This window comes from Amycolatopsis sp. NPDC049691, from assembly GCF_040675005.1.
In the GTDB taxonomy this organism is placed as follows: domain Bacteria; phylum Actinomycetota; class Actinomycetes; order Mycobacteriales; family Pseudonocardiaceae; genus Amycolatopsis.
Genome location: NZ_JBFANX010000003.1, coordinates 299,578 through 322,436 on the forward strand (window position 1 = coordinate 299,578; position 22,859 = coordinate 322,436).

Sequence of the window (22,859 nt, forward strand, 5' to 3'; positions counted from 1 at the left end):
TCAGACGCCGCCGGCTCGTTCGATCGCCCGGTACCCCCTCATCACCAGCGACCTGCTCACCGCCGCCGCCAACCCCGCGTCCCGGTCCGCGTACGCGTTCACCAACCTCTCGTGGTCGGCCACCGAATGCAGCAGCCGCCCCGGTAACGACAGGCTCAAATGCCGGAACCGGTGCATCTGCAAGCCCAGTGAACTCAACCGCCGCTGGAGTTCGCCGTTCTTCGCCAAGCTCACCTCCGCGTTGCGGAACCCCACGTTGTGCCAGAAGTACGCGTCGACGTCGCCGCAAGCCGCGTCCGACTCCAGAAGACCCTGCCACCGCCGCAGCCCGGCGATCTCCGCGTCCGATGCCCGCGCCACCAGCAGCTCGCTCACCAGCGCGTACAGCGAAGCCCGGATCTCGTAGATCTCGCGCACCTGCGCCATGTCCACAGGGGACACATACGGGCGCCGGCGTGGGGGGATGATCACCAGGGACTCGCGCTCCAGCAGCAGCAACGCCTCCCGCACCGGGGTCCGGGACGTCGAGAACCGGCGGGCCAGCTCCGCCGAGTTCACCTCGTGCCCCGGGGGCAGGCGCCCCTCGACGATGCCGACCGCGATCTCCTGGAAGATCGTGAACGCCAGCGACGAGCCGCCCTCCACCCCGCGCAGCGCGGTGAAGAGCAGCTCCCGCCGGAGGTCGGGCAGGTCCATCAGATCCGGCACAGTCACTAGCCGAGCACCTCGGGCCAGCGGCGGCTGACCGAAGCCACCAGCGCCGGGCTCGACTCCGCCACCGCCGGGAAGTCACCGAGCCGCTCGAACGGGCGGCACGCGTCGATGATCGCCCGGCTGGTGAACGCCACCGCGCCCGGCAGCGTCAGCGGGTCGACGCGGCTGCCCCACGTCCGCTTCATCACCTCGATGTCCAGCGACGGGTCCGTCCGCCCGCACATCGCCCAGACGACCTCGCCGAGGTCGCGCGGGTTGACGTCGTGGTCGACGACCACCGTGAACCGGTTCATGTACGCCGCGCTCGGCAGCTGCGACGTCAGGTACGCTGCCTGGCGCGCGTGCCCGGCGTACCGCTGCTCGATCGCGACGATCAGCAGCGACCGGCCGCCGCCCGCCTCGTGCGCCCAGACGCCCCGCACGCCCGGCAGCCCGGTCTTGCGCAGCGAGTCCGTGATGATCGCCGACTTCATGACCGTGCGCATGTACGAGTAGTCGTGCGGCGGCTTGCCCGGCGGCGCGCCGAGCAGGATCGGGTCGTCGCGGTAGTACACCTTTTCGACGTCGATCGTGAGGATCGGGTCGCGCGAACCCGAGTAGTAGCCGGTCCACTCGCCGAACGGGCCTTCCGGGCGCTTGTCGTCCGGCCGCACCCAGCCCTCGATCGCGATCTCGGCGTCGTGCGGCAGCGGCAGCCCCGTCGCGAGGCCGGCGATCGTGCGCACCGGAGACCCGGCCATCGCGCCGACGTAGTCGTACTCCGAGACGTCGCCGGGCACCTCGACCCCGGCCGCCACCAGGTAGGCCGGGTGGTGCCCCAGTGACGCCGCGATCGGCGCCCGGCCCTCGGCCTCGAACCAGCGGCGCAGGTGCTGGGCGCCGTGCTTGCCCGCCTCGATGTTGACGCTCACCGCGCGGCCCTCGTCCTGCACCTGCATCCGGTACGCGCCGAGGTTGATCCGGCCCGTGTCGTAGTCGCGGGTGACCACCGCGCAGCCCGTGCCGATGTACCGGCCGCCGTCGCCCTCGTGCCAGCGCGGCACCGGGAACTTCAGCAGGTCGACCCCGTCGTCCACATGGGACAGCAGCGGACCGTCCGAAACGGACACCGCCCGGAAGTCACCGGAGCGGGCAGTCCACTCCCCCGGCTTGACGGCGAGCTTCTCGACGAGGTCCTCGTCGGTGTTGTCCCAGCCGAGCCCGAGCACCGAGCCGAGCAGCCGCGGGTTGCTGACCGACCCGGACAGCACCCGCGAACCGGCCGCGTAGTCCTTGATCCCGTCGAACACCAGCGCTTTCGGGTGGGAACGCCGGTAGTTCACCTGGGACAGCGCGCCGATCTCCAGCTCCCAGTGGGCGCCTTCGACGGTCTGCACCTCCCCGGCCGCTTCGGCTTCGGCGAGCCACTTCCGCAGGTCGGTCATGCCGGGATCCTCCGCGAGGTCTGGCGGAGGTGGCCGATCGCCGCTTCGGCGGTGAGCACGTCCGCGTACTTCTGGTCCAGGTCGAACAGGCTCAGCCAGTGCGACGCCTCGAACCGGTCGAAACAGCAGTCGCCGACGACGCCGACCCGGTAGCCGCGGCTGCACGCGTCGACGACGGTCGACCGCACGCACCCGCTGGTGGCCTCGCCGGCCACGAGGAGCGTGTCGTGGCCGCCCATCCGGAGCATCGTGTCGAGCGGGGTGCCGTGGAAGCAGCTGGGGCCGATCTTCGCCAGCACGACGTCGCCCGCCCACGGTTCCACTTCGGACACGATCGCGTTCGGATCCACTGTGGTCTTCGGCGCCAAGGCGCTGCCCGGCTTGCGGTTCCACCGGCCGTACTCCGGCGGCGTCGCGTGGAAGTAGATCACCGGCGCGCCGGCGTCCCGGGCCGCGCGCAGCAGCGGGACGGTCCGGTCGACGGCGGCCCAGCCGTCCGCGCCGCACGCGCTGGGCCAGTCCGCGACGGCGTCGAGGATGTCGCGCCGGGGCAGGCCCAGCGCCGCGTAGTACAGGTCGACGACCAGCACGGCGGGGTTGTCCCCCAGCCCGAACGGGGCGCGCTTCGCCCACGACGTCGCCGCGAGCACCGCGCGGTCCCGTTCGGTCAGGTACTTCGACCATTCGGCTTCGAAGGTCATGACGTCGTCAGGCTGTTGTCGATGTACTTCGCGACGTCCGAGGGCGCGGTGGTTTTGGCGTTCTCCGCGGCTTCGTCGAAGGCCTGCTTGATCACCTTTTCGTCGACCGCTGGGGTCTTCGCCCAGACGTCGAGGAAGAAGTCGTAGGCGTAGGAGGCGAGTTCGGTGTTCTTCACCCCGCTGTACTTCTGGATGCTCTTCACCGTCTCGTCCTTGTGGCCGCGGATGTACTGCAGCGCCTCGGCTTCCGCCGCGACGAACCGTTTGACGACCTCGCGGTTGTTCTGCAGGTACTTCGACTGCACGGTGTAGGCGCCCAGCGGGAAGGGCATGTTCGACAGCGCGGCGAGCCGGTGCGCGCCCTTCTCGCGGCTCTCGGTGCCGTTGGGCGGCTGGGTGAGGATCGCCGACACCGCCCCGCTGCCGAGCGCGGCCACCTCGGCCGGGACGCCCTTGACGAACACCGCGGTGACGTCTTCGCGCTTGAGGCCGTTCGCCTCCAGCAGCGCGGTCAGCCCGAAGTCGCTTTCCGAGCCCGGCGAAGTGATGGCGACCTTCCTGCCCTTGAGGTCGGCGACCGACTTGACGTCCGGGCTCGCCCACATCTCCAGGTTGTAGTGCGGCTCGGACATGGCGACGTACTTCAGGTCGGCACCCTTCATGATCGCCGCCGCGGTGTCGGCCGCGACACCGACGCCGATCTGGACGCTGTTGCTGGCCAGCCCGGCGACCAGCTGGGAGCTGTCGTTGAGCCGGTTCAGCTTCACGTTCAGGCCGTGCTTGGCGAAGATGCCGTAGTCCTGCGCGGTGTAGAGGTCGGAGTAGCCCGCGCCGAGCGCGGTGTAGCCGATGGTGACCGGCAGCGCGCCGCTCGCGTCGGCGGCGACCGTGCCGCCGGCCCCGCCGCCGGCACAGGCCGTGAGACCGAGCACCAGGCTCGCCGCTACGAGGAAGATCTTCATTGTGCACCTGCCCAGTGGGTGAAACGGCGTTCGACGAGGCGGACGGCCCAGTTCAGGAGCAGTGCGACCACGGCGAGGAGGACGATCCCGGCCATCGCCGAGTCCATGTTGAAATTGGAGGTCTGCGTCTGCACGAAGTAGCCGAGGCCCTGGCTGGCCAGGAACAGCTCGGCGACGATCGCGCCGACCAGCGCACGGCCGACGGCCAGGCGCACGCCGGCGAGGATGTACGGCAGCGTCGCGGGCAACGCGATGGTGTAGAAGAACTTCAGCCGAGGCGTGCAGAACACCGTCGCGACGCGGGTGTAGTCGCTGTCGAGGTTCCGCACGCCGGCGGTGATGTTGATGATCAGCGGCAGGATCGCGGCCCACACGATGACGATCACGCGCGAGGTGTTGTCGATGCCGAACCAGAAGATGATGATCGGCAGGAACATCACGTAGGGCACCGAGTAGAGGATGTTGACCATCGGCTCGGTCATGTCGTGCAGGATCCGGCTGCGGCCGAGCACGAGCCCGACCGGGATACCGAGGACGAACGTGATGCCCAGGCCCCACAGCAGTTCCAGGCCGGTCGCGCCGAGCGCCGGGTAGATCTCGCCGGAGCCGAAGAGCTTCCCCTCGGCCGCGGCGATGCGCAGCGGGTTGCTGCTGAAGGAGACGTCGACGAGGCCGAGCGCCGTCGAAAGCTGCCACAGCACCAGGACGATCGCCATCCCGGCGGTGCCGAGCAGCCCGCTACGGTGTCGCCGCGCCCAGCCGGAGCTCGCCGACGCCGGCTGCGGGTTCGGTGCTGCTGTCGTGCGCGGGAGTGACGCTGTTGTCATGGTTCGGCTCCGGAGCGGCGGGGTCGTGGTGGAGGGCCGAGAGGATCTTGTCGCCGTAGGCGAGGAATTCGGCGCTGCGGCGCCAGGCGGCGTCGCGCGGGCGGGGCACGTCGATGACCACTTCGAGGGCGACGTGCGCGGGTGACGGGGAGAAGACGAGCACGCGATCGGCGAGCAGCACGGCCTCGTTGACGTCGTGGGTGACGAACATCGCGGTCTTCTTCGTGACGGCGTCGGCCTGCCAGATCCGCAGGAGCTCGTCCTGCAGGTTCTCGCGGGTCTGCGCGTCGAGGGCGCCGAAGGGCTCGTCGAGCAGCAGGAGCGTCGGATCGGTGGCCAGGGCGCGCGCGAGGTTGACGCGCTGCCGCATGCCGCCGGACAGCTCGTGCGGGTACTTCTTCACGACCTTGGCCAGGCCGACGATGTCCAGCAGGTCCTCGGCGCGCCTGCGGGTTTCGGCGGTCAGCCGGCCCTGGACCTGCGGTCCGAAGAGGACGTTGTCGAGGACGGTCCGCCACGGGTAGAGCGAGGCGTGCTGGAAGACCAGCGACCGCTCCGGGCCCGGACCTTCGATGGGACGGCCGCCGAGTTCGAGAGCCCCGCCGGCGACCGGGACCAGCCCGGCGACGGCTTCGAGGAAGGTGGTCTTGCCGCAGCCGCTGGGGCCGACGATGACCACGAACTCCTCGTCGTGGATCTGCAGGTTCAGGTCGAGGCACGCGGTGGAGAACCCGCCGCCGCGGCGGGCCCGGTGCCCGAGCAGCAGATCCCGTGCCTCCAGGCAGACGGTGGACATCAGGACGGCCCCGCCTCGGCCGGGTTTTGTGGGTGGATCACTACCGCTCCTCCTTGTCGATGGCTGCACTGCGGATCGCAAGGTGTCGACACTTCGGGAGAGTCTGCGTCCGCGATCTGCGCCTGTCAAGCCATCGAAGGCAAGGAGGAGAATAACTGTCGACACTCAGTGGGGCTGAGTTCCGGGCGGGGTCTACTCAGGCGACCGGTTGCTTCGCCGGCTCCGGCTTCGGGTTCAGGACTCCGGCGAACACCGCCGCCAGTACGCACAGGACCACCGGGACCGCGAACGTCACGTTCAGCGGCATCCACTTCGTCAGTCCGCCGATCAGCGCCGGGCCGGCCAGCAGCCCGACGTACCCGAGCCCGACCACCCGGGCCATCAACGCTCCCGACGCCCGCGTGTCCAGGTTGCCCGCCGCGGTGAACAGCTGCGGGACCCCGCCGGACAGCCCGAGCCCGAACAGCGCCCAGCCCACCAGCGACACCGGGACCCACGGCGCCGCCGCGGCCGTCGTCAACCCCACCGCCGCCAGCGTCGCTCCGTAGCGGACGATCGCCGCCGGGCCCGCCCAGGCCGCGACGCGGTCCGTCAAGAAGCGGCCCGTTGTCATCGCCACCGCGAACGCGCCGTACGCCAGTGCCGCCGTCGACGCCGAGGTGCCCAGGACCTTCTCCATGTGCAGCGCCGCCCAGTCGTTCGCCACGCCCTCCGACAGCATCAGCGCCAGCGCCAGCAGGCCGAGCAGCCACACCACGCGGCCCGGCGGGCGGCGGCGGACCGGCTCCGTGGCGGACTCTTCCGCCGCCACCGCGGGCACTGCAGTCTCTTCGGACGGCTCCATCAGGAACCGTGCCGACACCAGGGAAAGCACCACGCACAGCAGGCCGGTGCACGTGAGCGTCACGCCGGTCGGCACGCCCGCGCCGAGTGTCGCCGCGCCGATGACCGCCGCGAACGCGCCGCCGATCGACCACATCGCGTGGAACGCCGCCATGATCGGGCGCGGGTAGGCCCGCTCCACCACCACCGCGTGCGAGTTCATCCCGACGTCGATCGCGCCGTTGCCGAAGCCGAAGAAGATCAGGGAAAGCCCCAGCGTCCACCACGAGTTCGCGAACCCGGGGGCGCACACCGCGAGCCCGAGCAGGACGCCCGCCGCGGGGACCAGCCTGCGGTGGCCGAGCTTGTCGACCAGCGGGCCGGCGATCTGCATGCCCGCGAACGCCGCGCCGCCGAGCACGAGCAGCAGCGCGCCCAGCGTGCTGTGCGAGATGCCGGTCGCGCGCTCGACGTTCGGGATGTGCACCACCCACATGCCCATCGCGAAGCCGTTGAGGCCGAAGAACATGAAGGTCGCGAACCGGGCGGCGCGCGGGCGGGGCGGGGCGGTCATCGGTTCTCCAGGGGGACGGCGACGTGCACGAGCACACCCAGCCCGGCCAGCGCCGCGCGCTGGTCCTCGGGCGCGCCCGGGTCGGTGACCACCACGTCGGGGCGGTCGGCGGGGCAGACGTGGGCGAGCGTGGCGCGGCCCCACTTGGCGCCGTCGGCGAGGACGATCGCGCGGGCCGCGACGTCGAGCGCCACCCGCTTGACTTCGGCGTCGCCCAGGTCGAAGGCGGTCAGCCCGGCGTCGAGGGCGAACGCGCACGGGCTCAGCACGGCGACGTCGAAGCGCAGCGCCCGCAGCGACGCGACGGTCAGCGGACCCACCAGGGCCTGCTCCCCCGGCCTCGGCTCGCCGCCGGGCAGCAGCAGCCGGACGGCCGGGTCGTCGGCCAGCTCGCGGACCGCGTGCAGCGACAGCGGCAGGACGGTGACCGGGCGTCCGCGCAGGAGCCGCGCGAACTCCAGCGCGGTGGTGCCGCTGTCGAGGACGATCGTTTCGCCGTCGCGGACCAGCTCGGCCGCCGCGGCCGCGATGGCCCGCTTGGCGTCGACCGCGTCCGTCGCCCGGGCGGCGAACGGCGGCTCGATCCCCGACGGCGACGCCGGGACGGCCCCGCCGTGCACGCGCCGCAGGACCCCGCGCGAGGCGAGCTGGTCCAGGTCCCGGCGCACGGTCATCTCGGACGCGCCGGTCGCCGAAGCGAGCTCCGCGACGGCCACTTGGTCGGCGTCGCGCAGCCGCTCCACGATGATCCGCTGCCGTTCCGCGCTCTTCACCCGGCGATGCTCGCAAGCCACGCGCGTTCGCACAACCGGTTTGTTCGGCCGATCACGCGGTTTGTGCGAAAGGCCGCTGCGGCATGATGGGCCCGTGCACGCCGCCGACACCACCGCGACCCCGTGACCGGGGGCTACCTGAAGGGCCGGATCCGCCGCGAGGACATCATCACGGCGGCGGCCGCGGCGTACGGCGAGCTCGGCTACCACGGCTCGTCGCTGCGGGAGATCGCCAAACGCGTCGGGATCTCGCACGCCGGCCTGCTCTACTACTTCCCCACCAAGGAGGCGCTGCTCGCAGCCGTGCTCGAGCGGCGCGACACCGAGGACTCCGAGCGCGAGCAGCTCACCGTGCCGCCCGGGCTCGAAGTGCTGCGCCACTTCGTCGCGCTCGCCGAGCACAACGTCCGCCACCCCGGGATCGTCGACCTGTACTCCCGGCTCGCCGCCGAGGCGGTCGCCGCCGACCACCCGGCGCACGAGTACTTCGTCCGCCACTACCGGGCCGCGCGCGCCGGCGTGCACGAGTCGTTCGCGGTGTTGGCCGAACGCGGCCAGCTCCGGGACGGTGTCGACCCGGAGCTGGCCACGCTGACGTTCATCGCGCTCATGGACGGCCTGCAGGTGCAGTGGCTGACCGTCCCGGGCGACGTCGACCTGGTCGGTTCGCTGCGCTTCTACCTGCAGAACCTGCTCACCGTCCCGCTCTAGAGGGTCTTCGCGTAGGGGTCCCAGCCCACCGGCAGCGCGGGCGGGACGTCGACGGTGCTCGCGACCTCCACCGGCTGCCCGCGGGTCATGGACTCGTCGATGGCCAGCATCGCGTCGAGCACGTGGTAGGCCAGCTCGCCGGACGCGCGTTCCGGCACGCCGGCGCGGATCGCCCGCGCCAGCTCCAGCGTCCCGGTGCCGCGCGAAGCCGCGTGTCCCCGCGCCGGCAGCTCTTCCGGCTCGTCGTGACCGAGCAGGTGCAGCCGGGTCGGCTCGTCGAACCGGTTGGGGTCCGGCAGCTCCGCGGTGCCGAGCGTGCCGGTCAGCTCCACGAGCCCGGTGCGCTTGAGCGCCGAATCGAAGCTCAGCACGATCTGCGCCGAGGCGGCTTCGAACTCGACGAGCGCGGTGACCGTCGTCGGCACCCGCACCGGGAACTCGGTCCCCGCGCGCGGGCCGGAGCCGACGACCCGGGTGTCGCGCGCCCGGCCGCCCGCGCCGGTGACCCGCCGGATCGGGCCGAGCAGGTGCACCAGCGTCGTCAGGTAGTACGGGCCCATGTCGAGCAGCGGGCCGCCGCCGGGCTGGAAGTAGAACTCCGGCGCGGGGTGCCACGCTTCCGGCCCCGGCACCTGGAACAGGGCCAGCGCGGTCATGGGCTTGCCGATCCGGCCCGCGTCGACGGCGTTGCGCGCGGTCTGCAGCGCGGCGCCGAGGACGGTGTCGGGCGCGCTCGCCACGCGCAGGTTCTTCTCCCGTGCGCGATCGAGGAGCTTGCGGCCGGTCTGGCGGTCCAGGGCCAGCGGCTTCTCGGCCCAGACGTGCTTGCCCGCTTCGAGGGCGGCGAGGCCGACGTCGACGTGCGCCGCCGGGACGGTCAGGTTGACGACGATCTCGATCCCGGGATCGTCGAGCAGCTCGGCCACCGTGCCCGAGTGCGGCACGCCGTACTCGGCCGCGCGGGCGGCCGCGCGCTCGACGTCGAGGTCGGCGACCCGCAGCACGCGGACGTCCGGGAAGCTCGTCAGGTTCTCGAGGTAGGTACCGCTGATGACGCCGGTGCCGATGACGCCGACGCCGACCGGCCCGCCGGTCACCGGCCGGCCCCGGTCAGGAACGCGCGGCTGGCGGCGATGGCTGCGAAGAGGTCGCCGTCGTAGGCGTCGAACTCGACCACGCGCAGCGCGGCCGGCGCGGCGGCGAGCACGTCGGCGACCGGCACCCGGCCCTGCCCGGCGGGCACCTGGCCGGTGGCGTCGGTGGCGAGGCCGCCGTCCTTGACGTGGATCGCGCGGACGCGGTCACCGAGCCGGCGCAGCAGCGCGGGCGCGTCCTCGCCGCCCGCGGTGGCCCAGTAGGTGTCGACCTCCAGCGCGACGGCGGGGTCGAGCTGGTCGGCGAAGACCTCGAAGGCGCTGCGGCCGTCGATCCGGTTTCGGAGCTCCCACCAGTGGTTGTGGTAGCCGACCTGCACGCCGTGCTCGGCCGCGACCTTCGCGGCCGCGTTGAGCGCGTCCGCCGTCGCGGCGACGTCGGCCGGGTCCTGCCACTGCTCGGGCGGGACGAACGGGTCGATGACCAGGCCGATGCCCAGCTCGGCCGCGGCGGCGAAGACGGCGGCCTGGTCGGCCCCGATCAGCCGGGCGTGCGCGGTCGGGGCGGTCAGGCCGTGCGCGGGCAGGCCGGCCCGCAGCGCTTCGGCGTTTTCGACGACGCCGTAGGGCTCGACCTGCGTGAACCCGAGGGCGGCGAGCTGCCGCAGGGTGCCGTCGGGATCGGCCGCGAAGGCGTCGCGGACCGAATACAGCTGCACGGAAAGCTCGCTCATCACCGGCTCCTGGGGTCGCGGGGTTCGCTGAATTTCTACCACTCGGTCAAAATTGGCACCAGGGATTTCGCCGCCGGTCCACCGGACGGCGGCACGACGTGCCCGGCATCACGACGCGTCGTGTTTTGGCTTGCGCCGGTTGGGGCAGTAACGCCTTGAACGGGGGTCAGGGCCGATCCGATCCAGGAGGTGCCGCGAGTGGACAGGACAGGGGACGAAGTGGACACCGGAGCCGTCGGGCGCCCGGGGTCCCGTCGCGACCTGGCGGAACTGTCCGAGGCCGCGCTGGACCTCGACCGGCGGATCGAGCAGCACCTCCAGCGGCTGCGTCGCGAACGCGCCGAACGCGCCCGCGACGACATCCCTGACCAGCGGCTTCGGCCGAGCGGCTGACCTCGCGTTTACCGCGCGGACGCGAACTACTACGCTGGGTGGCCCCACGCCGAAGTTCCTGCGAGGTCGCCATGCCCGAGACGCTGTCCCCGAGCCAGACGCCGGTGGGAGTCGACCCCGACCGGCCGAGCATCGCGCGGATCTACGACGGCTTCCTCGGCGGCAACAACTTCTACGAGGTCGACCGGGTCGTGATGGAGAAGATCCGCACGGCGGTCCCGGAAGCGGTCGACATCGCCCGCGGCAACCGCGGTTTCCACAACCGCGCGCTGCGGATGCTGGCGAACCAGACCTCGATCCGGCAGTACCTCGACTGCGGCTCGGGGCTGCCGACGGCGGAGAACACGCACCAGATCGTCCAGCGCATCGACAAGGACAACACCGTCGTCTACGTCGACAACGACCCGGTGGTCCTCGCCCACGGCCGCGCGCTGCTCGTGGAGAACGACTTCACGCACATGGTCGAGGCGGACATCTTCAAGCCGGAGGCGGTGCTCGCCAACGAGGAGGTGCGGCGGCACATCGACTTCTCGGAGCCGGTCGCGCTGCTGCACGTCGGCACGATGCACCACTTCGAGGGCGACGGCGCGGTCGACGTCATGCGCGAGTACATCGACGCGCTCGCCCCGGGCTCGTACGTGGTGCTGTCGCACTTCTTCGACCCCGAGGTGCCGGAGCTGACCGAGATCGCGAAGCGGATCGAGCAGATCCTGGTGCAGGGCCCGCTGGGCGCCGGCCGGTTCCGCACCCGCGTGGAGATCGAGGCGATGCTGCCGGGCCTGGAGTTCCTCCAGCCGAACGCGACCTCGGGCCCCGGCCTGGCGGTGTGCGACGAGTGGTGGCCGGACGGCCCCCGGCTCACCCCGCTGTCGGGGTCGGCGAAGTGCGTGGCCGGCATCGTCGGGGTCAAGCGCTAGCCCAGCCACCGGTGCCGGTGTCGCCGAACTGAGCCCGGCCGGCGAGCGCCCCAATGTGGCCTTCGGTGCGTCAGACGCACCCAATGTGGCCTTGGGTGCGTAAGACGCAACCAAGGCCACATTGGGGCGCTTCCGGTCAAGCGATCGTGCGCAGCCGGCGGAGGGCGAAGTACACCAGCGCCGCCGCCAGGAGGGCGAAGATCCCCGTCTCGATCGCCTGGAACGTCCAGAACCGGTCCCCCGGCTGGAACTCCATCCAGTTGTACGCACCCGCCCCCGCCTCGCCGGGACCCGGGCCGGCGCCGCAGCCGCTCGGCGGGCACGGGCCGATCCGGGCGTTCGGCAGCACTAGCTCCCCCGCCGCGTTGCGGACGCCCTCCGACATCACCCAGTCGCCCGATGCCGGGTTGGGCGTCTGGTCGCCCGCCGGCGAGAACGACAACGTCCGCGCCGGCAGGTACCGCGGCCGGGCCAGGACCTCGATCGCCACGCGGACCGCCGCGAAGCCGACCAGCGAGATCCCCATGGCCGGCAGCACCTTGCGCCAGTACGTCCCCGCGAAGATCCCCAGCGCCAGCGCGAACAGCGTGTACGCGACGGGCACCACGCCCTGGACGTCGAACGACAAGTACGTCAGCCGGCCGGTCGACGCGGACACCAGCGGCCGGAACCACCACGACACGCCCAGCGCGTATCCCACCGCCAGCACCACGGTGATCGCGCCGACCAGGCCGAACTTCGCCAGCGCCCATTGCAGGCGGCTGACGCCCTGTGTCCACACGAGACGGTGGGTGCCCTGCTCGAACTCGCGGGACACCAGCGGCGCGCCGAAGAACACGCCGACCAGGACCGGCAGCACCACGAACAGGACCGCGACGAACACCATGCCGCTGAACTCCTGCTGGAACTGGTGGCCCAGGCTCTCGCACCGCGAAACCGCTTCGGTCTGCGTGATCATCGACGCGCTGCCGAGCGCCTCGCGGCAGGCGGGCAGGCCGAGGCTGTCGTACTTCGTGTGCATCGCCAGGCCCGTCGGGACCATGATCGCGGCGAGCACGGCCAGCGCGCCGAGGGTGAACAGCGCCTGCCTGCGGTGCTGGCGCCAGGTCAGCCAGATCATGCCGGCACCTCCCACTCGACCCGGGTCGCCGTCGCTTCGGCCAGGTACGCGAGCACCAAGTCCTCGAGCGTGACCTCGTGCTCCGTCCACAAGGGATCGACCGGTCCGTCGCCGCGGCGGACGAGCAGGGTCGACTGGCGTTCGGTGTGGCTCGCGCGGACCACCTTCGCGACCCCGGCGATCGACTCGCTGCCGGCCCGCGGGCCGACCAGCGTGCGGTGCGTGTCGAGCAGCTCGTCGACCGCCCCGGTCAGCTGGACCCGGGACTGCTGCAGGACGATCAGGTAGTCGCAGCTGCGCTCGAGGTCGGCGAGCAGGTGCGAAGACAGCAGGACGGTCGTCTCGCTCTCGGCCACCGCCCCCATCAGCGCCTGCATGAACTCGCGGCGCGCCAACGGGTCCAGGCTGGCGATGGGCTCGTCGAGCAGCAGCAGCCGCGGGCGCTTGGCCAGGGCCAGCGCCAGCGCGACCTGCGCCCGCTGCCCGCCCGACAGCTTGCCGACCGGCCGGTCCGGCGGGATGCCGAGCATGGCGAGCCGCTCGCGGGCCAGCGCGGCGTCCCAGCGGCGGCGGTTCAGCTTGCCGCCCATCGTGACGAGCTCGGCCGCGGTGAAGTCGCGGTACAGCGGGGTGTCCTGCGCGACGAACCCGATGTCGGGGAGCACCGACCGCGGGTCGCGGCCGAACACGCGCACCTCCCCCGCGTCCGGCCGCAGCAGCCCGACGGCCAGGTGCAGCAGTGTCGTCTTGCCCGCGCCGTTCGGGCCCACCAGTGCGGCGATCCGCCCGGCGGGCACGTCCAGCGCGCAGTCCTGCAACGCCCAGGTGCGCCCGTAGCGCTTGCCCAGCGCCCGGGTCTGCACGGCCAGCTCCATTCCGGAACTCCCTACGCAAGGTTGCGGGGCACCGCGGTGCCCCGCAACGTGGTCTCGATGAGGGCCGCGATGTCGTCGGGCGACATCCCCGCGGCTTCGGCGCGCTCCAGCCAGGACACCAGCTCGTCGCGCAGCCGCGCCTGGCTGCCCAGTGACGGCCCGGCGAGGTCGCCGGTGACGAACGTGCCCACCCCCGGCCTGCCTTCCGCGAGTCCCTCCAGGACCAGCTCGCGGTAGGCCTTGAGCACGGTGTTCGGGTTGATCGCCAGCGCCTGGGCCACTTCGCGCACCTTCGGCAGCTGGTCGCCGGGGCGCAGCAGGCCGACCCTCAGCGCCTGCTTCACCTGGACGACGAGCTGCATGTACGTGGCGACCCGCGAGCGGCCGTCCAGGACGAACTCGATCACCCGACACCTTCCTATTGTCTTACGACATTAAGACAACACCCGCGACCACGGAGCTGTCAAGGAGCGCCCGGCGGGCATAAGGTCTCGATCGAGACGCACACCGGCACCCGGGAGGCAGGCATGTCGTTGTTGGACGGGCTGAGCAAGGCGCTCGGCGACGGGTCGGTCGAGATCGTCGACCTGACCGCTCCCCTGAGCGCGAGCACGCCGATCCTGCGGCTGCCGGAACCGTTCGCCAACACCATCCCGTTCCGGCTCGAGGAGATCAGCCGCTACGACGAGCGCGGCCCGCGGTGGTACTGGAACGACATCCACACCGGCGAGCACACCGGGACCCACCTCGACGTGCCGGTGCACTGGGTGTCCGGAAAGGACGGTCACGACGTCTCGCGGGTGCCGCTGAAGACACTGGTGGCGCCCGCGGTCGTGCTCGACTTCTCCGCACGGGCGGCCGAGAACCCGGACTTCCTGCTCTCGATCGACGACGTCCGCGCGTGGACGGCCGAGCACGGCCCGCTGCCCGACGGCGGCTGGCTGCTCTACCGCACCGGCTGGGACGCGCGCAGCCACGACCAGGACGCCTTCCTCAACGCCGACGACACCGGCTCGCACTCCCCCGGCGTCTCGCCCGAGTGCGCGCGGTGGCTGGCCGAGGAAACCCCGATCACCGGGCTCGGCGTGGAGACCGTCGGCACCGACGCGGGCCAGCCTCGAGCCGATGTTCCCCTGCCACGAACTCCTGCTGGGCGCCGGGAAGCACGGCCTGACCCAGCTGCAGAACCTGGCCGCGCTGCCGCCGACCGGCACGCTGCTGGTCGTCTCGCCGCTGCCGATCGTCGGTGGCTCCGGCAGCCCGGCCCGCGTGCTGGCCCTGGTGGAGCGGTGAACGTCGCCGAACTCGTCGGCCGCACGCTGGCCGGCCTCGGCGCCGGCCCGGCGTTCGGCGTGGTGGGCAGCGGCAACTTCGAGGTGACGAACGCGCTGCGCGCGGGTGGCGTCCGGTTCGTCGCCGCCCGCCACGAAGGCGGCGCGGCGAGCATGGCCGACGCGTACGCGCGGATCAGCGGGCGGGTGTCGGTCCTGTCGCTGCACCAGGGGTGCGGGCTGACCAACGCGATGACCGGCATCACCGAGGCGGCCAAGAGCCGGACGCCGATGCTGGTGCTCACCGCCGACTCCGCGGGCGCGTCGGTGCTCTCGAACTTCCGCGTCGACCAGGACGGGCTCGCCGCCGCGGTCGGTGCCGTGCCGGAGCGGGTGCACTCGGCCGCGAGCGCCGTCGCCGACACCGTGCGGGCCTTCCGGACCGCGCGGCAGCAGCGCCGCACGGTGGTGCTGAACCTGCCCCTGGACGTGCAGGCCCAGCCCGCGCCGGACGCGCCGGGCGAGCTGCCGGACGTCCCCGGCCCCGCGCTCGTGCGTCCGGACGCGGCCGCGGTCGCGGCCTTCGCCGAGCTCCTCGACGCCGCCGAACGGCCCGTGTTCATCGCCGGCCGCGGCGCGCGCGGCAGCCGGGAACCGTTGCGGGAACTGGCTTCCCGGTGCGGGGCGCTGCTGGCGACGTCGGCCGTCGCGCACGGGCTCTTCCACGGCGACGAGTTCGCCCTCGGCATCTCCGGCGGCTTCGCCTCGCCGCGGGCCGCGGAGCTGATCGTCGGCGCCGACCTCGTCGTCGGCTGGGGCTGCGCGCTGAACATGTGGACCACCCGGCACGGGAAGCTGCTCAGCCCGCACGCGAAGCTCGTCCAGGTCGACGTCGAGCAGAGCGCCCTGGGCGCGCACCGGCCGATCGACCTCGGCGTCACCGGCGACGTCGCGAGCACCGCCGCGGACGTCCTCACGGTGGTGAAGGAGAAGCCGGGTTACCGCTCGGAGGAAGTCTCGCAGCGGATCGCCACCGGCCGCTGGACCGACGTCGAGCACGACGACCTCTCCCGGGACGGCCGGATCGACCCGCGGACGCTGAGCCGGCTCCTGGACGAGCTGCTGCCCGCCGAGCGGATCGTCTCGATCGACTCCGGCAACTTCATGGGCTACCCGAGCGCGTACCTGTCGGTGCCCGACGAACAGGGATTCTGCTTCACGCAGGCGTTCCAGAGCATCGGACTGGGCCTGGGCACGGCGATCGGCGCGGCGCTCGCCCGCCCGGACCGGCTGCCGGTGCTCGGCACCGGCGACGGCGGGTTCCACATGGCACTGTCCGAACTGGACACCGCGGTCCGGCTCGGCCTGCCGCTGGTGGTGATCGTCTACAACGACGCCGCCTACGGCGCGGAGGTCCACCACTTCGGCGACGCCGACATGACGACGGTCCGCTTCCCCGAATCGGACCTGGCCGCGATCGGCCGCGGCTTCGGCGCCGACGGCGTCACCGTGCGATCGGCGGAAGACCTCTTCGCGGTGCGCGAATGGCTCGCGGGTCCACGCGACGCACCGCTGGTCATCGACGCCAAGATCGCCGACGACGGCGGTTCCTGGTGGCTCGCGGAGGCGTTCAAGCACTGACCCGGCCGGCGCCGCCGCCCTGGCCGAGCACTTGCCGGCGGGCCCCGCGACAACGCCGGACGCAGCGAGTCGATCAACTCTTCGAGCCGAGTGCGCTCAATGCACGCAGGACGGCGGTTTCGTGACGGCTGTCCCTGAGCGCTGCGAACGTCTCGGCCGCAGCGGTGAGTTCGCGTGTTGCGCGCGCTGTGTCCCCTTCCGACGTGTACACCCGGCCGAGGCCGAGCCGGGCGAGCGCGACGCCCCAGGCGTCGTCCTGCGCGGTGAAGCTGTCCCGCGCCGCCTCGTACTGCTCGGCGGCCTGGGCCGGTGCCCGCTGGTCGAGCAGGACGTCTCCGTACCAGCAGCGAGCCATCGCTTCGGATCGCCAAGCGCCGTGCTCACCGAACAACCCGACGGCGCGGCGCAGCTGCACCGCCGCCTCCCTGAGCCGACCGCAGGCGTGCAACACGTGCCCGAGGTGACGGACGGAGGCCGCGCTCGCCCAGACGTCGCCGACTTCCTCGTTGAGCCGGCACGCCTCCCGCAGGTGTTCCACCGCTTCCTCGTGCGCGCCCAGGTCGCCCAGCGCACACCCGAGCCGGTCCAGCGCGCAGGCCTCGTCGTCGAGCCTGCCCAGCTTGCGGGCCATGGCGAGGGCTGCCTGAGCGTGACAGATCGCTGTTTCCGGGTCGTGGAGCTGGCGGGACACGATCGAGAGCCCGTTGTGCGCGGTCAGCTGCTCCTCGAGGCGATCCATGCGCTCGGCGAGCGCGAGAACGTGCGTGTTGGCCTCGCGCCAGTCTTCCCAGTGGCACCGCAGGTCCCAGTACCACGGCAGCGCGGCGAGCACTCCGAACACCGAGCCGGCCATGCCGAGTTCGCATGCACGCCGGACGGCGGCGACCACTCCGCGGCGCTCCGTGTCGAGCCAGCGGACCGCGGACGCGCGCTCGCGAAACCGGCCGTCCGCCGGGGTGGGCAAGGACGGATCGAGGACGCTGCCCGCGTCGACGGCGTCGTGGAGGAGCGTGTGCAGCAGGGCGCGCTCGGCGGTTTCGCGCTCGGCCGGCGATTCTTCGGCGTCAAGGCGTTCGGCGGCGAACAGCCTGATCAGGTCGTGCAGCCGGTAGCGCCCGACCTGAGCCGACGGCTGGAGCAGCCCCCGCCGGACCAGTTCGGCCACCGCACGCTCGCCGTCTTCGGGTGCGGCCGACATCGCGAAATCGGGTCCGGGCATCAGGGCCAGGCGGCGGAACACGGTGCGCGCGGACGCGGGCAACGCCTGGTAGGAGGCCTCGAACGCGCCGCGAACGGCGCGGTCGCCGGCGCGCAGGGACTCCAGCCGCCGCGCGCGTTGCCCGAGTTGCTCGGCGAGGTCGAGCAGCCTGCTCCGCGGCCACGCCGTGAGCTGGGCCGCCGCGAGCCGGGTGGCGAGCGGCAGACCGCCGCAGTGGTCGACGATACGTCGTGACTGTGCGAGCTCGGCGGCGACCCGCTCCGCCCCCACCACCCGGCGGAACAGTTCGAACGCCGAGACCGCGTCGAGCTCGCCGAGCAGGAGCTGGGCAGCGGTGTCGAGGCCGGTCAGCGGGCCGCGTGCGGTGACCACGACCAGCGCCTCACGGTGGCCGGGCAGCAGCGGCCGTACCTGGCTCTCGTCGGCGGCGTTGTCGAGCACGACCAGAAGCCGTTTCCCGCGCACCAGCGACCGGAACATCCCGCCGCGCGCGTTCACGCCGACGGGCAACACAGCGGCGGACACACCCAGCGCACTGAGCAGCTCGCCGAGGAGGTCTTCGGCGCGGGGCGGCGGTGTCTTCGTTCCCTGGAGGTCGACGAAGAGCTGGCCGTCGGGAAAGCGGTCCGCGACTTGGTGCGCGAACCGCACAGCCAGGCTGGTCTTCCCGATCCCCGGCGCGCCGGACAAACACGCCACACCGAGGCCGCTGCGCGGTTGCGTCGCCCAGGACACCAGCGACGCCAACTCGGTCTCGCGGCCGGCGAAATCGGCGAGGTCGGCAGGCAGCTGGGCGAGCTCGCGGCGGCCAGCCCCGCTCCGCTCGCGCAGTGCGGCGGCGTGCAGGGGACGCAGTCCTTCGGCCGCGGGCCCGAATTCCCGCTCGTAGAAACCGATAATGTCCTCGGGGACGAGGCGCCGTCCGTGCTCGTACTCGACGAGCGCGCTGGCCCCGATCACCCCGAACCGCTTCGCCAACCCCCGCAGCGACAACCCCGTGGTGGTCCGGACATCTCGTAGCGCGGCACCCAGCCGTGCGACGGCGGCGGCTTCCCCGGGTGCCATCCCCTCGCCCACCGTTCGCCTCCTCCCTCGCCGGGTTCCATCGTCCCCGAGGCGCCGACGAGCGGACTCCACCAACCAGACGATGTTCGCGAGGTGTTCGGCGAACGCCGCGAACGCTTGTCCACTCCCGCCGAAGGACGCGAAGGTCGCTGCATGACAACAAATTTTCCGGTCTTCTCCCGGCGGACCGCGCTCAAGGGCATCGCCGCAACCGGCCTCGTGGCCGCCGGCGGCTTCGATCTGTCGATCGTGACAGCCGGCCCGGCGAGCGCGATGCCGAGCCCCGGCGTCATCTCGTGTGCCGACTGGGGTGCACGGCCCGCGAGATGGTCGTCGCTGCCCGTGGTCACCAGCCCGGCGACGAAGATCCTCATCCACCACACCACCGACCCGAACACCACCGACTACACCCGGGCACACGCGATCGGCCTGGCGAGGCAGATCCAGGACTTCCACATGGACGGCAACGGCTGGCCGGACACCGGCCAGCACTTCACCAACACCCGCGGTGGCTACGTCCTGGAAGGGCGGCACGGCAGCCTCGACGCGCTGCACGACGGCCACCGCATGATCGAGGGCGCGCACTGCCCCGGCCGCAACACCGACTCGATCGGGATCGAGAACGAGGGCCTCTACACCTCGGCCACGCCGACGCAGGCGCAGTGGGACAGCCTCGTCCAGCTTTGCGCCTACGTCTGCCAGCAGTACGGCATCTCGGTGGACGACATCAAGGGCCACCGCGACTACTTCGCCACCGAATGCCCGGGCAACCAGCTGTACTCGATGCTGCCGAAGCTGCGCGAGGACGTCTTCGCCGCCATCGACCGCCCGGGCTACCACCTGCGATCGACGTTCAACGACAACTACGTCGCCGCCGAACTGGGCTGGACCAGCCCAGCCGACATGACGACCCGTTACGGGATGCTGCGGGCGCGTACGTCCGGCAACCCCGGCATCTGGGAGACCTACACCCGCATCGGGCTCGGCGACCGCAAGGTGGCCTTCCGCGCCTACAACGGGAAGTACGTCTCGGCCGAGCTCGGCTGGACCAGCCCAGCCGACATGACCACCCGCTACGGCATGCTCCGCGCCCGCGCCGACAAGATCGGCCCGTGGGAGCAGTTCACGCTCGAACACCACGGCTCCTACACCGCCTACAAGGCGGCCAACGGCAAGTACGTCTCCGCGGAGTTCGGCTGGACCTCGCCCACCGACATGACCACCCGCTACGGCATGCTCCGCGCCCGGGCGGACCGCGTTGACGTCTGGGAGAAATTCGCCTCCTGAACGCCGATCCACGCCACGGATTTCCGATCAGCCGGGCAGCGCGTTGTCATGCCTCTTGGTGCGTACTTGCGGGCGTTTCGGGGATTCGGTCGCGGGAAAAGGCTAGCGTGGTAATCGCTTCCGACAATCGCGCCGTCCGGCACCTTGTCCGTCGAAGATGCGTTCACACGAGGGGGAAACGTGTCGCTGCTCGTCACGTTCACCGGCAAGGTGCCGCTGGCCAACCGCGGACCGGATGCCGACTACCAGGTCTGGACCTACACCGTCCAGCCGTCGCAGAACGACCTGGCGACCGTACCGCGCATCGCGCTCGCCGTCCCGGCCGACATCGACGTCCGGGACCCGCGCCGGTATCCGGACGTGGCCGCGCTGGGCGGTGCCTTCCTCGAACACGACGCGAACCTGAGCCGCCAGTACGTGGGCAAGACGCTGGCCACGCCGGCGATCGGGCCGCAGACCATCTCGTTCGTGGCGCCGGCCGGTCAGTCCGACCGGGAGCTGCTGCTGGTCGGCGGCGCCACCGGCCGGCCGTGGACGGTCCTGCCGTACGCCGCGGCGACCGGCGGGACGGCGGCCAACGTGCAGGTGCTCCCGGCGCCGAAGCCCGCGCCTCCGGTCACGAACGGCCGTCCCGTCGGTCAGTTCGCCGGCACGCTGCCCTACGCCAGCGAGGTGTTCGGCGTGTACCAGCCGCTGATGGGCTGGCGCGGCCGGCAGAACACGCAACGCTTCACCGCCGCGCTCACAAGTGACCAGCTCACCGCGTTCGCCGACGAGCATCCGCTCACCGACGCGGTGCTGTCCCCGGTCGGCCTGGTGAACCTGTTCCGGGAGTACTTCTTCGAATTCGACACGTTCCTCGGCACGTCGGCCGGGCACCTCTGGCTCAGCCCCGGCGGCACCGTCGAGCTCATCGAGACCAGCACCCGGCGCACGCTCACCGAGCAGACCGCCGAGCAGTCCGAGACGACCGACCGCAAGGTCGAGGAGAGCCTGACCGACCAGAACGACATCGCCGACGCCGTCAAGGAGTCCAACGCCAACGACACCACACTGGGCGCCAGCGCCTCGGGCGGCGGCGGCTTCGCCGGCATCTGGCACGCCGAGGGCAGCGCCACCTTCAGCAACAAGACCACCACCAACCACTCCTCCGAGCTGACCCACAAGCACACCCGGACCCAGAGCAGCAAGGTCTCCAGCGAAATCACCCGCAACTTCAAGACCACGTTCAAGACCACCACCGAGACCACCGACACCAACAGCCGCCGGTACGTCGTGCAGAACACCACCGACAAGCTCGTCAACTACGAGCTGCGCCGCAAGATGCGCAAGGTGGGCGTGCAGCTGCAGCACCTGGGCAGCCAGCTGTCCTGGCAGATGTTCCTGGGCCTGTCGACGGACGCGAGCGGCACCCTCACCGGTACGGCGCCCGGCCTGCACCTGGGCATCGGGGAGATGGTCAGCGTGGTGCCCGCGCCGGACCTCACCTCGGCGAAGAAGCCGGAGCCGCAGCCGATCCCCGGCCTGAAGCCGGTGGTGTACCACCTGTCGGTGCCTTTTCAGCAGTCGGACGGCGGTGGACCCGACAACGACGAGGACTACGACACCGAACCGGAGAACCATGACCACGGCATTCACCACACGCCGGTCGGTAGTTCGAACGACATCATCCAGTTCTGGTTCGAGTACCAGCTGCCGGACCCACCGGACGGGTACCAGATGAGCAAGATCGGGGCACTCGACTTTCACAACGCGGACATCCAGTACGTCATCGACAACCCCGACCACGGCAAGCCGAACCCGAACATCACGCAGAACTCGTTCGCGATCCGGCTGACCCACGCCAACTTCCACGGCGCGATGGCCCTGCCCTTCGACGCGACGATCGTGTACGAACCGCTGACCGCGACCGTGCAGGCGATCAAGGACGCGAACGCCGCCGCGCAGGCGGACTACGACCGGTCGGTGGCGCTGATTCTGCGGAAGGCGTATGCGAACGCGGTGGCTGACCGGCTCAAGACAGTCAGTGGGGTCAAGCCGCGTCCATCCGAAGACCTGCGTGCCGAGGAGCGGCAGGCCGTCTACGCCCAGCTGATCCAGAAGCTGGAGTCGATCGTCCCGGACAAGCATCTGGCGTCCGAGCTGATCCGCCAGATGTTCGACGTCGACCAGATGCTGTACTTCGTGGCGCCCGACTACTGGCGCCCTGGTGCCTCGATCGGCGCTGCCGGCGCGACTTCGCTCGGCCGATACCAGGTGCCTCCGGCCGTCTGGTTTCCGTCCGACGCGCCGAAGTTCCTGGACCAGAGTGACCCGCTGCTCGGCGAGACCGTGCTGAGCTGGTATTCGCACACCTCGTCGGAGAACAAGCCGGGCGCAACGGCCACGAACACCGATCCGAGCAAGCCGCCGTCCCCCGACCAGGAGTACCGGGTCAACTACCTGATCACCGGGGATTCGCGGCAGGCGCCGATGGGCAGTTCGCTGGGTTGGCTGATCCAGACCGACGGCGACGCCCGGCGCAACGAGTTCCTCAACGCAGCCTGGGTCAAGGTGGTGCTGCCCATCCGGCAGGGCTTCGAGTCCGCGGCGTACGACTGGCTGAGGAAGGCCCAGGTGGAAGGCACCGACAACCTCACGCTGACCTACGACTGGCAGGCCGGGGATCCACCCGACTGGCAGGGCAAGCAGATCGGCGAAGTGCTGGAGCTGCTGGCCGCGCAGCTGCAGACGGCCAACACCACGATGGCCAACACGCTGGCCACCGAGACCGTCTACCAGACCGGGTTCGACCCGCTGGACGGCGGGTTCCGGCCCGCCGACCCGTACCAGATCTTCGACCAGTGGATCGAGGTGCTGCCCACCGACCAGGTCGTCGCGGTGGAAGTCACCTACGACCCCAAGACCGGTCAGCAGGTGTAGGGATGGCCGCCCACGAA

General features: G+C 71.4%; 20 protein-coding genes and 1 pseudogene. 7 read left to right on the top strand and 14 right to left on the bottom strand.

The genetic code is table 11. The annotated features are described in order from the left end of the window. The 8 genes from AB0J40_RS08470 to AB0J40_RS08505 form a co-directional block, all read right to left on the bottom strand. On the bottom strand, positions 1-714 hold the full coding sequence (locus AB0J40_RS08470) for a GntR family transcriptional regulator (protein ID WP_364449388.1): 714 nt from the start codon (positions 712-714) through the stop codon (positions 1-3). After that, entirely contained in the window at positions 714-2,138 is a 1,425-nt protein-coding gene (locus AB0J40_RS08475; RefSeq protein ID WP_364449391.1) for a UbiD family decarboxylase, read from the bottom strand. The genes AB0J40_RS08470 and AB0J40_RS08475 overlap by 1 nt, the downstream gene beginning before the upstream one ends. Beyond that, a complete protein-coding gene (locus AB0J40_RS08480; protein WP_364449393.1) occupies positions 2,135-2,839 on the bottom strand; it encodes an isochorismatase family protein in 705 nt (234 codons plus the stop codon). Before AB0J40_RS08480 ends, AB0J40_RS08475 begins: the two co-directional genes overlap by 4 nt. Then, complete coding sequence (locus tag AB0J40_RS08485) at positions 2,836-3,801, bottom strand: ABC transporter substrate-binding protein (RefSeq protein WP_364449396.1); 966 nt, start codon at positions 3,799-3,801, stop codon at positions 2,836-2,838. Before AB0J40_RS08485 ends, AB0J40_RS08480 begins: the two co-directional genes overlap by 4 nt. Then, entirely contained in the window at positions 3,798-4,628 is an 831-nt protein-coding gene (locus tag AB0J40_RS08490) for an ABC transporter permease (protein WP_364449398.1), read from the bottom strand. The genes AB0J40_RS08485 and AB0J40_RS08490 overlap by 4 nt, the downstream gene beginning before the upstream one ends. Next, complete coding sequence (locus AB0J40_RS08495) at positions 4,540-5,424, bottom strand: ABC transporter ATP-binding protein (RefSeq protein ID WP_364449401.1); 885 nt, start codon at positions 5,422-5,424, stop codon at positions 4,540-4,542. The genes AB0J40_RS08490 and AB0J40_RS08495 overlap by 89 nt, the downstream gene beginning before the upstream one ends. Positions 5,425-5,620: 196 nt before the next feature. Next, positions 5,621-6,820: an MFS transporter gene (locus AB0J40_RS08500; protein WP_364449404.1), complete on the bottom strand. Its 1,200-nt coding sequence runs from the start codon at positions 6,818-6,820 to the stop codon at positions 5,621-5,623. Then, a complete protein-coding gene (locus AB0J40_RS08505; protein ID WP_364449406.1) occupies positions 6,817-7,593 on the bottom strand; it encodes a DeoR/GlpR family DNA-binding transcription regulator in 777 nt (258 codons plus the stop codon). The genes AB0J40_RS08500 and AB0J40_RS08505 overlap by 4 nt, the downstream gene beginning before the upstream one ends. A gap of 123 nt (positions 7,594-7,716) precedes the next feature. On the opposite strand from AB0J40_RS08505, the gene AB0J40_RS08510 reads away from it, so the two are divergent. Further along, on the top strand, positions 7,717-8,304 hold the full coding sequence (locus AB0J40_RS08510) for a TetR/AcrR family transcriptional regulator (protein WP_364449408.1): 588 nt from the start codon (positions 7,717-7,719) through the stop codon (positions 8,302-8,304). Here the strand turns inward: AB0J40_RS08510 and AB0J40_RS08515 are convergent. Both AB0J40_RS08515 and AB0J40_RS08520 read right to left on the bottom strand, forming a co-directional pair. Then, the gene (locus AB0J40_RS08515) at positions 8,301-9,401 is read right to left on the bottom strand and encodes a Gfo/Idh/MocA family oxidoreductase (RefSeq protein WP_364449411.1); all 1,101 of its coding nucleotides are present in this window, start codon (positions 9,399-9,401) and stop codon (positions 8,301-8,303) included. The genes AB0J40_RS08510 and AB0J40_RS08515 overlap by 4 nt on opposite strands. After that, the gene (locus tag AB0J40_RS08520; RefSeq protein ID WP_364449414.1) at positions 9,398-10,132 is read right to left on the bottom strand and encodes a TIM barrel protein; all 735 of its coding nucleotides are present in this window, start codon (positions 10,130-10,132) and stop codon (positions 9,398-9,400) included. The genes AB0J40_RS08515 and AB0J40_RS08520 overlap by 4 nt, the downstream gene beginning before the upstream one ends. 198 nt (positions 10,133-10,330) lie before the next feature. Here AB0J40_RS08520 and AB0J40_RS08525 point away from each other — a divergent pair, with 198 nt between their 5' ends. Continuing rightward, on the top strand, positions 10,331-10,525 hold the full coding sequence (locus AB0J40_RS08525) for a hypothetical protein (RefSeq protein ID WP_364449417.1): 195 nt from the start codon (positions 10,331-10,333) through the stop codon (positions 10,523-10,525). Positions 10,526-10,596: 71 nt separating this feature from the next. Continuing rightward, a complete protein-coding gene (locus AB0J40_RS08530) occupies positions 10,597-11,442 on the top strand; it encodes an SAM-dependent methyltransferase (RefSeq protein ID WP_364449420.1) in 846 nt (281 codons plus the stop codon). Between the two features lie 136 nt (positions 11,443-11,578). On the opposite strand, the gene AB0J40_RS08535 is transcribed toward AB0J40_RS08530, so the two are convergent. From AB0J40_RS08535 to AB0J40_RS08545, 3 genes are read right to left on the bottom strand one after another with little or no spacing between them, the layout of a single operon-like run. After that, a complete protein-coding gene (locus AB0J40_RS08535) occupies positions 11,579-12,562 on the bottom strand; it encodes an ABC transporter permease (protein ID WP_364449422.1) in 984 nt (327 codons plus the stop codon). After that, positions 12,559-13,437, bottom strand: coding sequence for an ABC transporter ATP-binding protein (locus AB0J40_RS08540; protein ID WP_364449425.1), 879 nt, complete (start codon positions 13,435-13,437; stop codon positions 12,559-12,561). The genes AB0J40_RS08535 and AB0J40_RS08540 overlap by 4 nt, the downstream gene beginning before the upstream one ends. 11 nt (positions 13,438-13,448) lie before the next feature. Continuing rightward, a complete protein-coding gene (locus AB0J40_RS08545) occupies positions 13,449-13,844 on the bottom strand; it encodes a GntR family transcriptional regulator (RefSeq protein ID WP_364449428.1) in 396 nt (131 codons plus the stop codon). 120 nt (positions 13,845-13,964) lie between these two features. On the opposite strand from AB0J40_RS08545, the pseudogene AB0J40_RS08550 reads away from it, so the two are divergent. Both AB0J40_RS08550 and AB0J40_RS08555 read left to right on the top strand, forming a co-directional pair. Next, positions 13,965-14,730: pseudogene (locus tag AB0J40_RS08550) on the top strand (cyclase family protein). After that, a complete protein-coding gene (locus AB0J40_RS08555) occupies positions 14,727-16,349 on the top strand; it encodes a thiamine pyrophosphate-binding protein (protein ID WP_364449430.1) in 1,623 nt (540 codons plus the stop codon). Before AB0J40_RS08550 ends, AB0J40_RS08555 begins: the two are co-directional and overlap by 4 nt. 73 nt (positions 16,350-16,422) lie before the next feature. Here the strand turns inward: AB0J40_RS08555 and AB0J40_RS08560 are convergent, their stop codons facing one another. Further along, entirely contained in the window at positions 16,423-18,645 is a 2,223-nt protein-coding gene (locus tag AB0J40_RS08560) for a tetratricopeptide repeat protein (protein WP_364449433.1), read from the bottom strand. Between the two features lie 141 nt (positions 18,646-18,786). Between AB0J40_RS08560 and AB0J40_RS08565 the strand changes: the two genes are divergently transcribed. Both AB0J40_RS08565 and AB0J40_RS08570 read left to right on the top strand, forming a co-directional pair. Next, positions 18,787-19,920 (top strand): N-acetylmuramoyl-L-alanine amidase, encoded by a 1,134-nt coding sequence (locus AB0J40_RS08565; RefSeq protein ID WP_364449435.1) that lies wholly within the window; start codon positions 18,787-18,789, stop codon positions 19,918-19,920. 180 nt (positions 19,921-20,100) lie between these two features. Further along, positions 20,101-22,842, top strand: coding sequence for a hypothetical protein (locus tag AB0J40_RS08570; protein WP_364449438.1), 2,742 nt, complete (start codon positions 20,101-20,103; stop codon positions 22,840-22,842). Positions 22,843-22,859 lie beyond the last annotated feature (17 nt).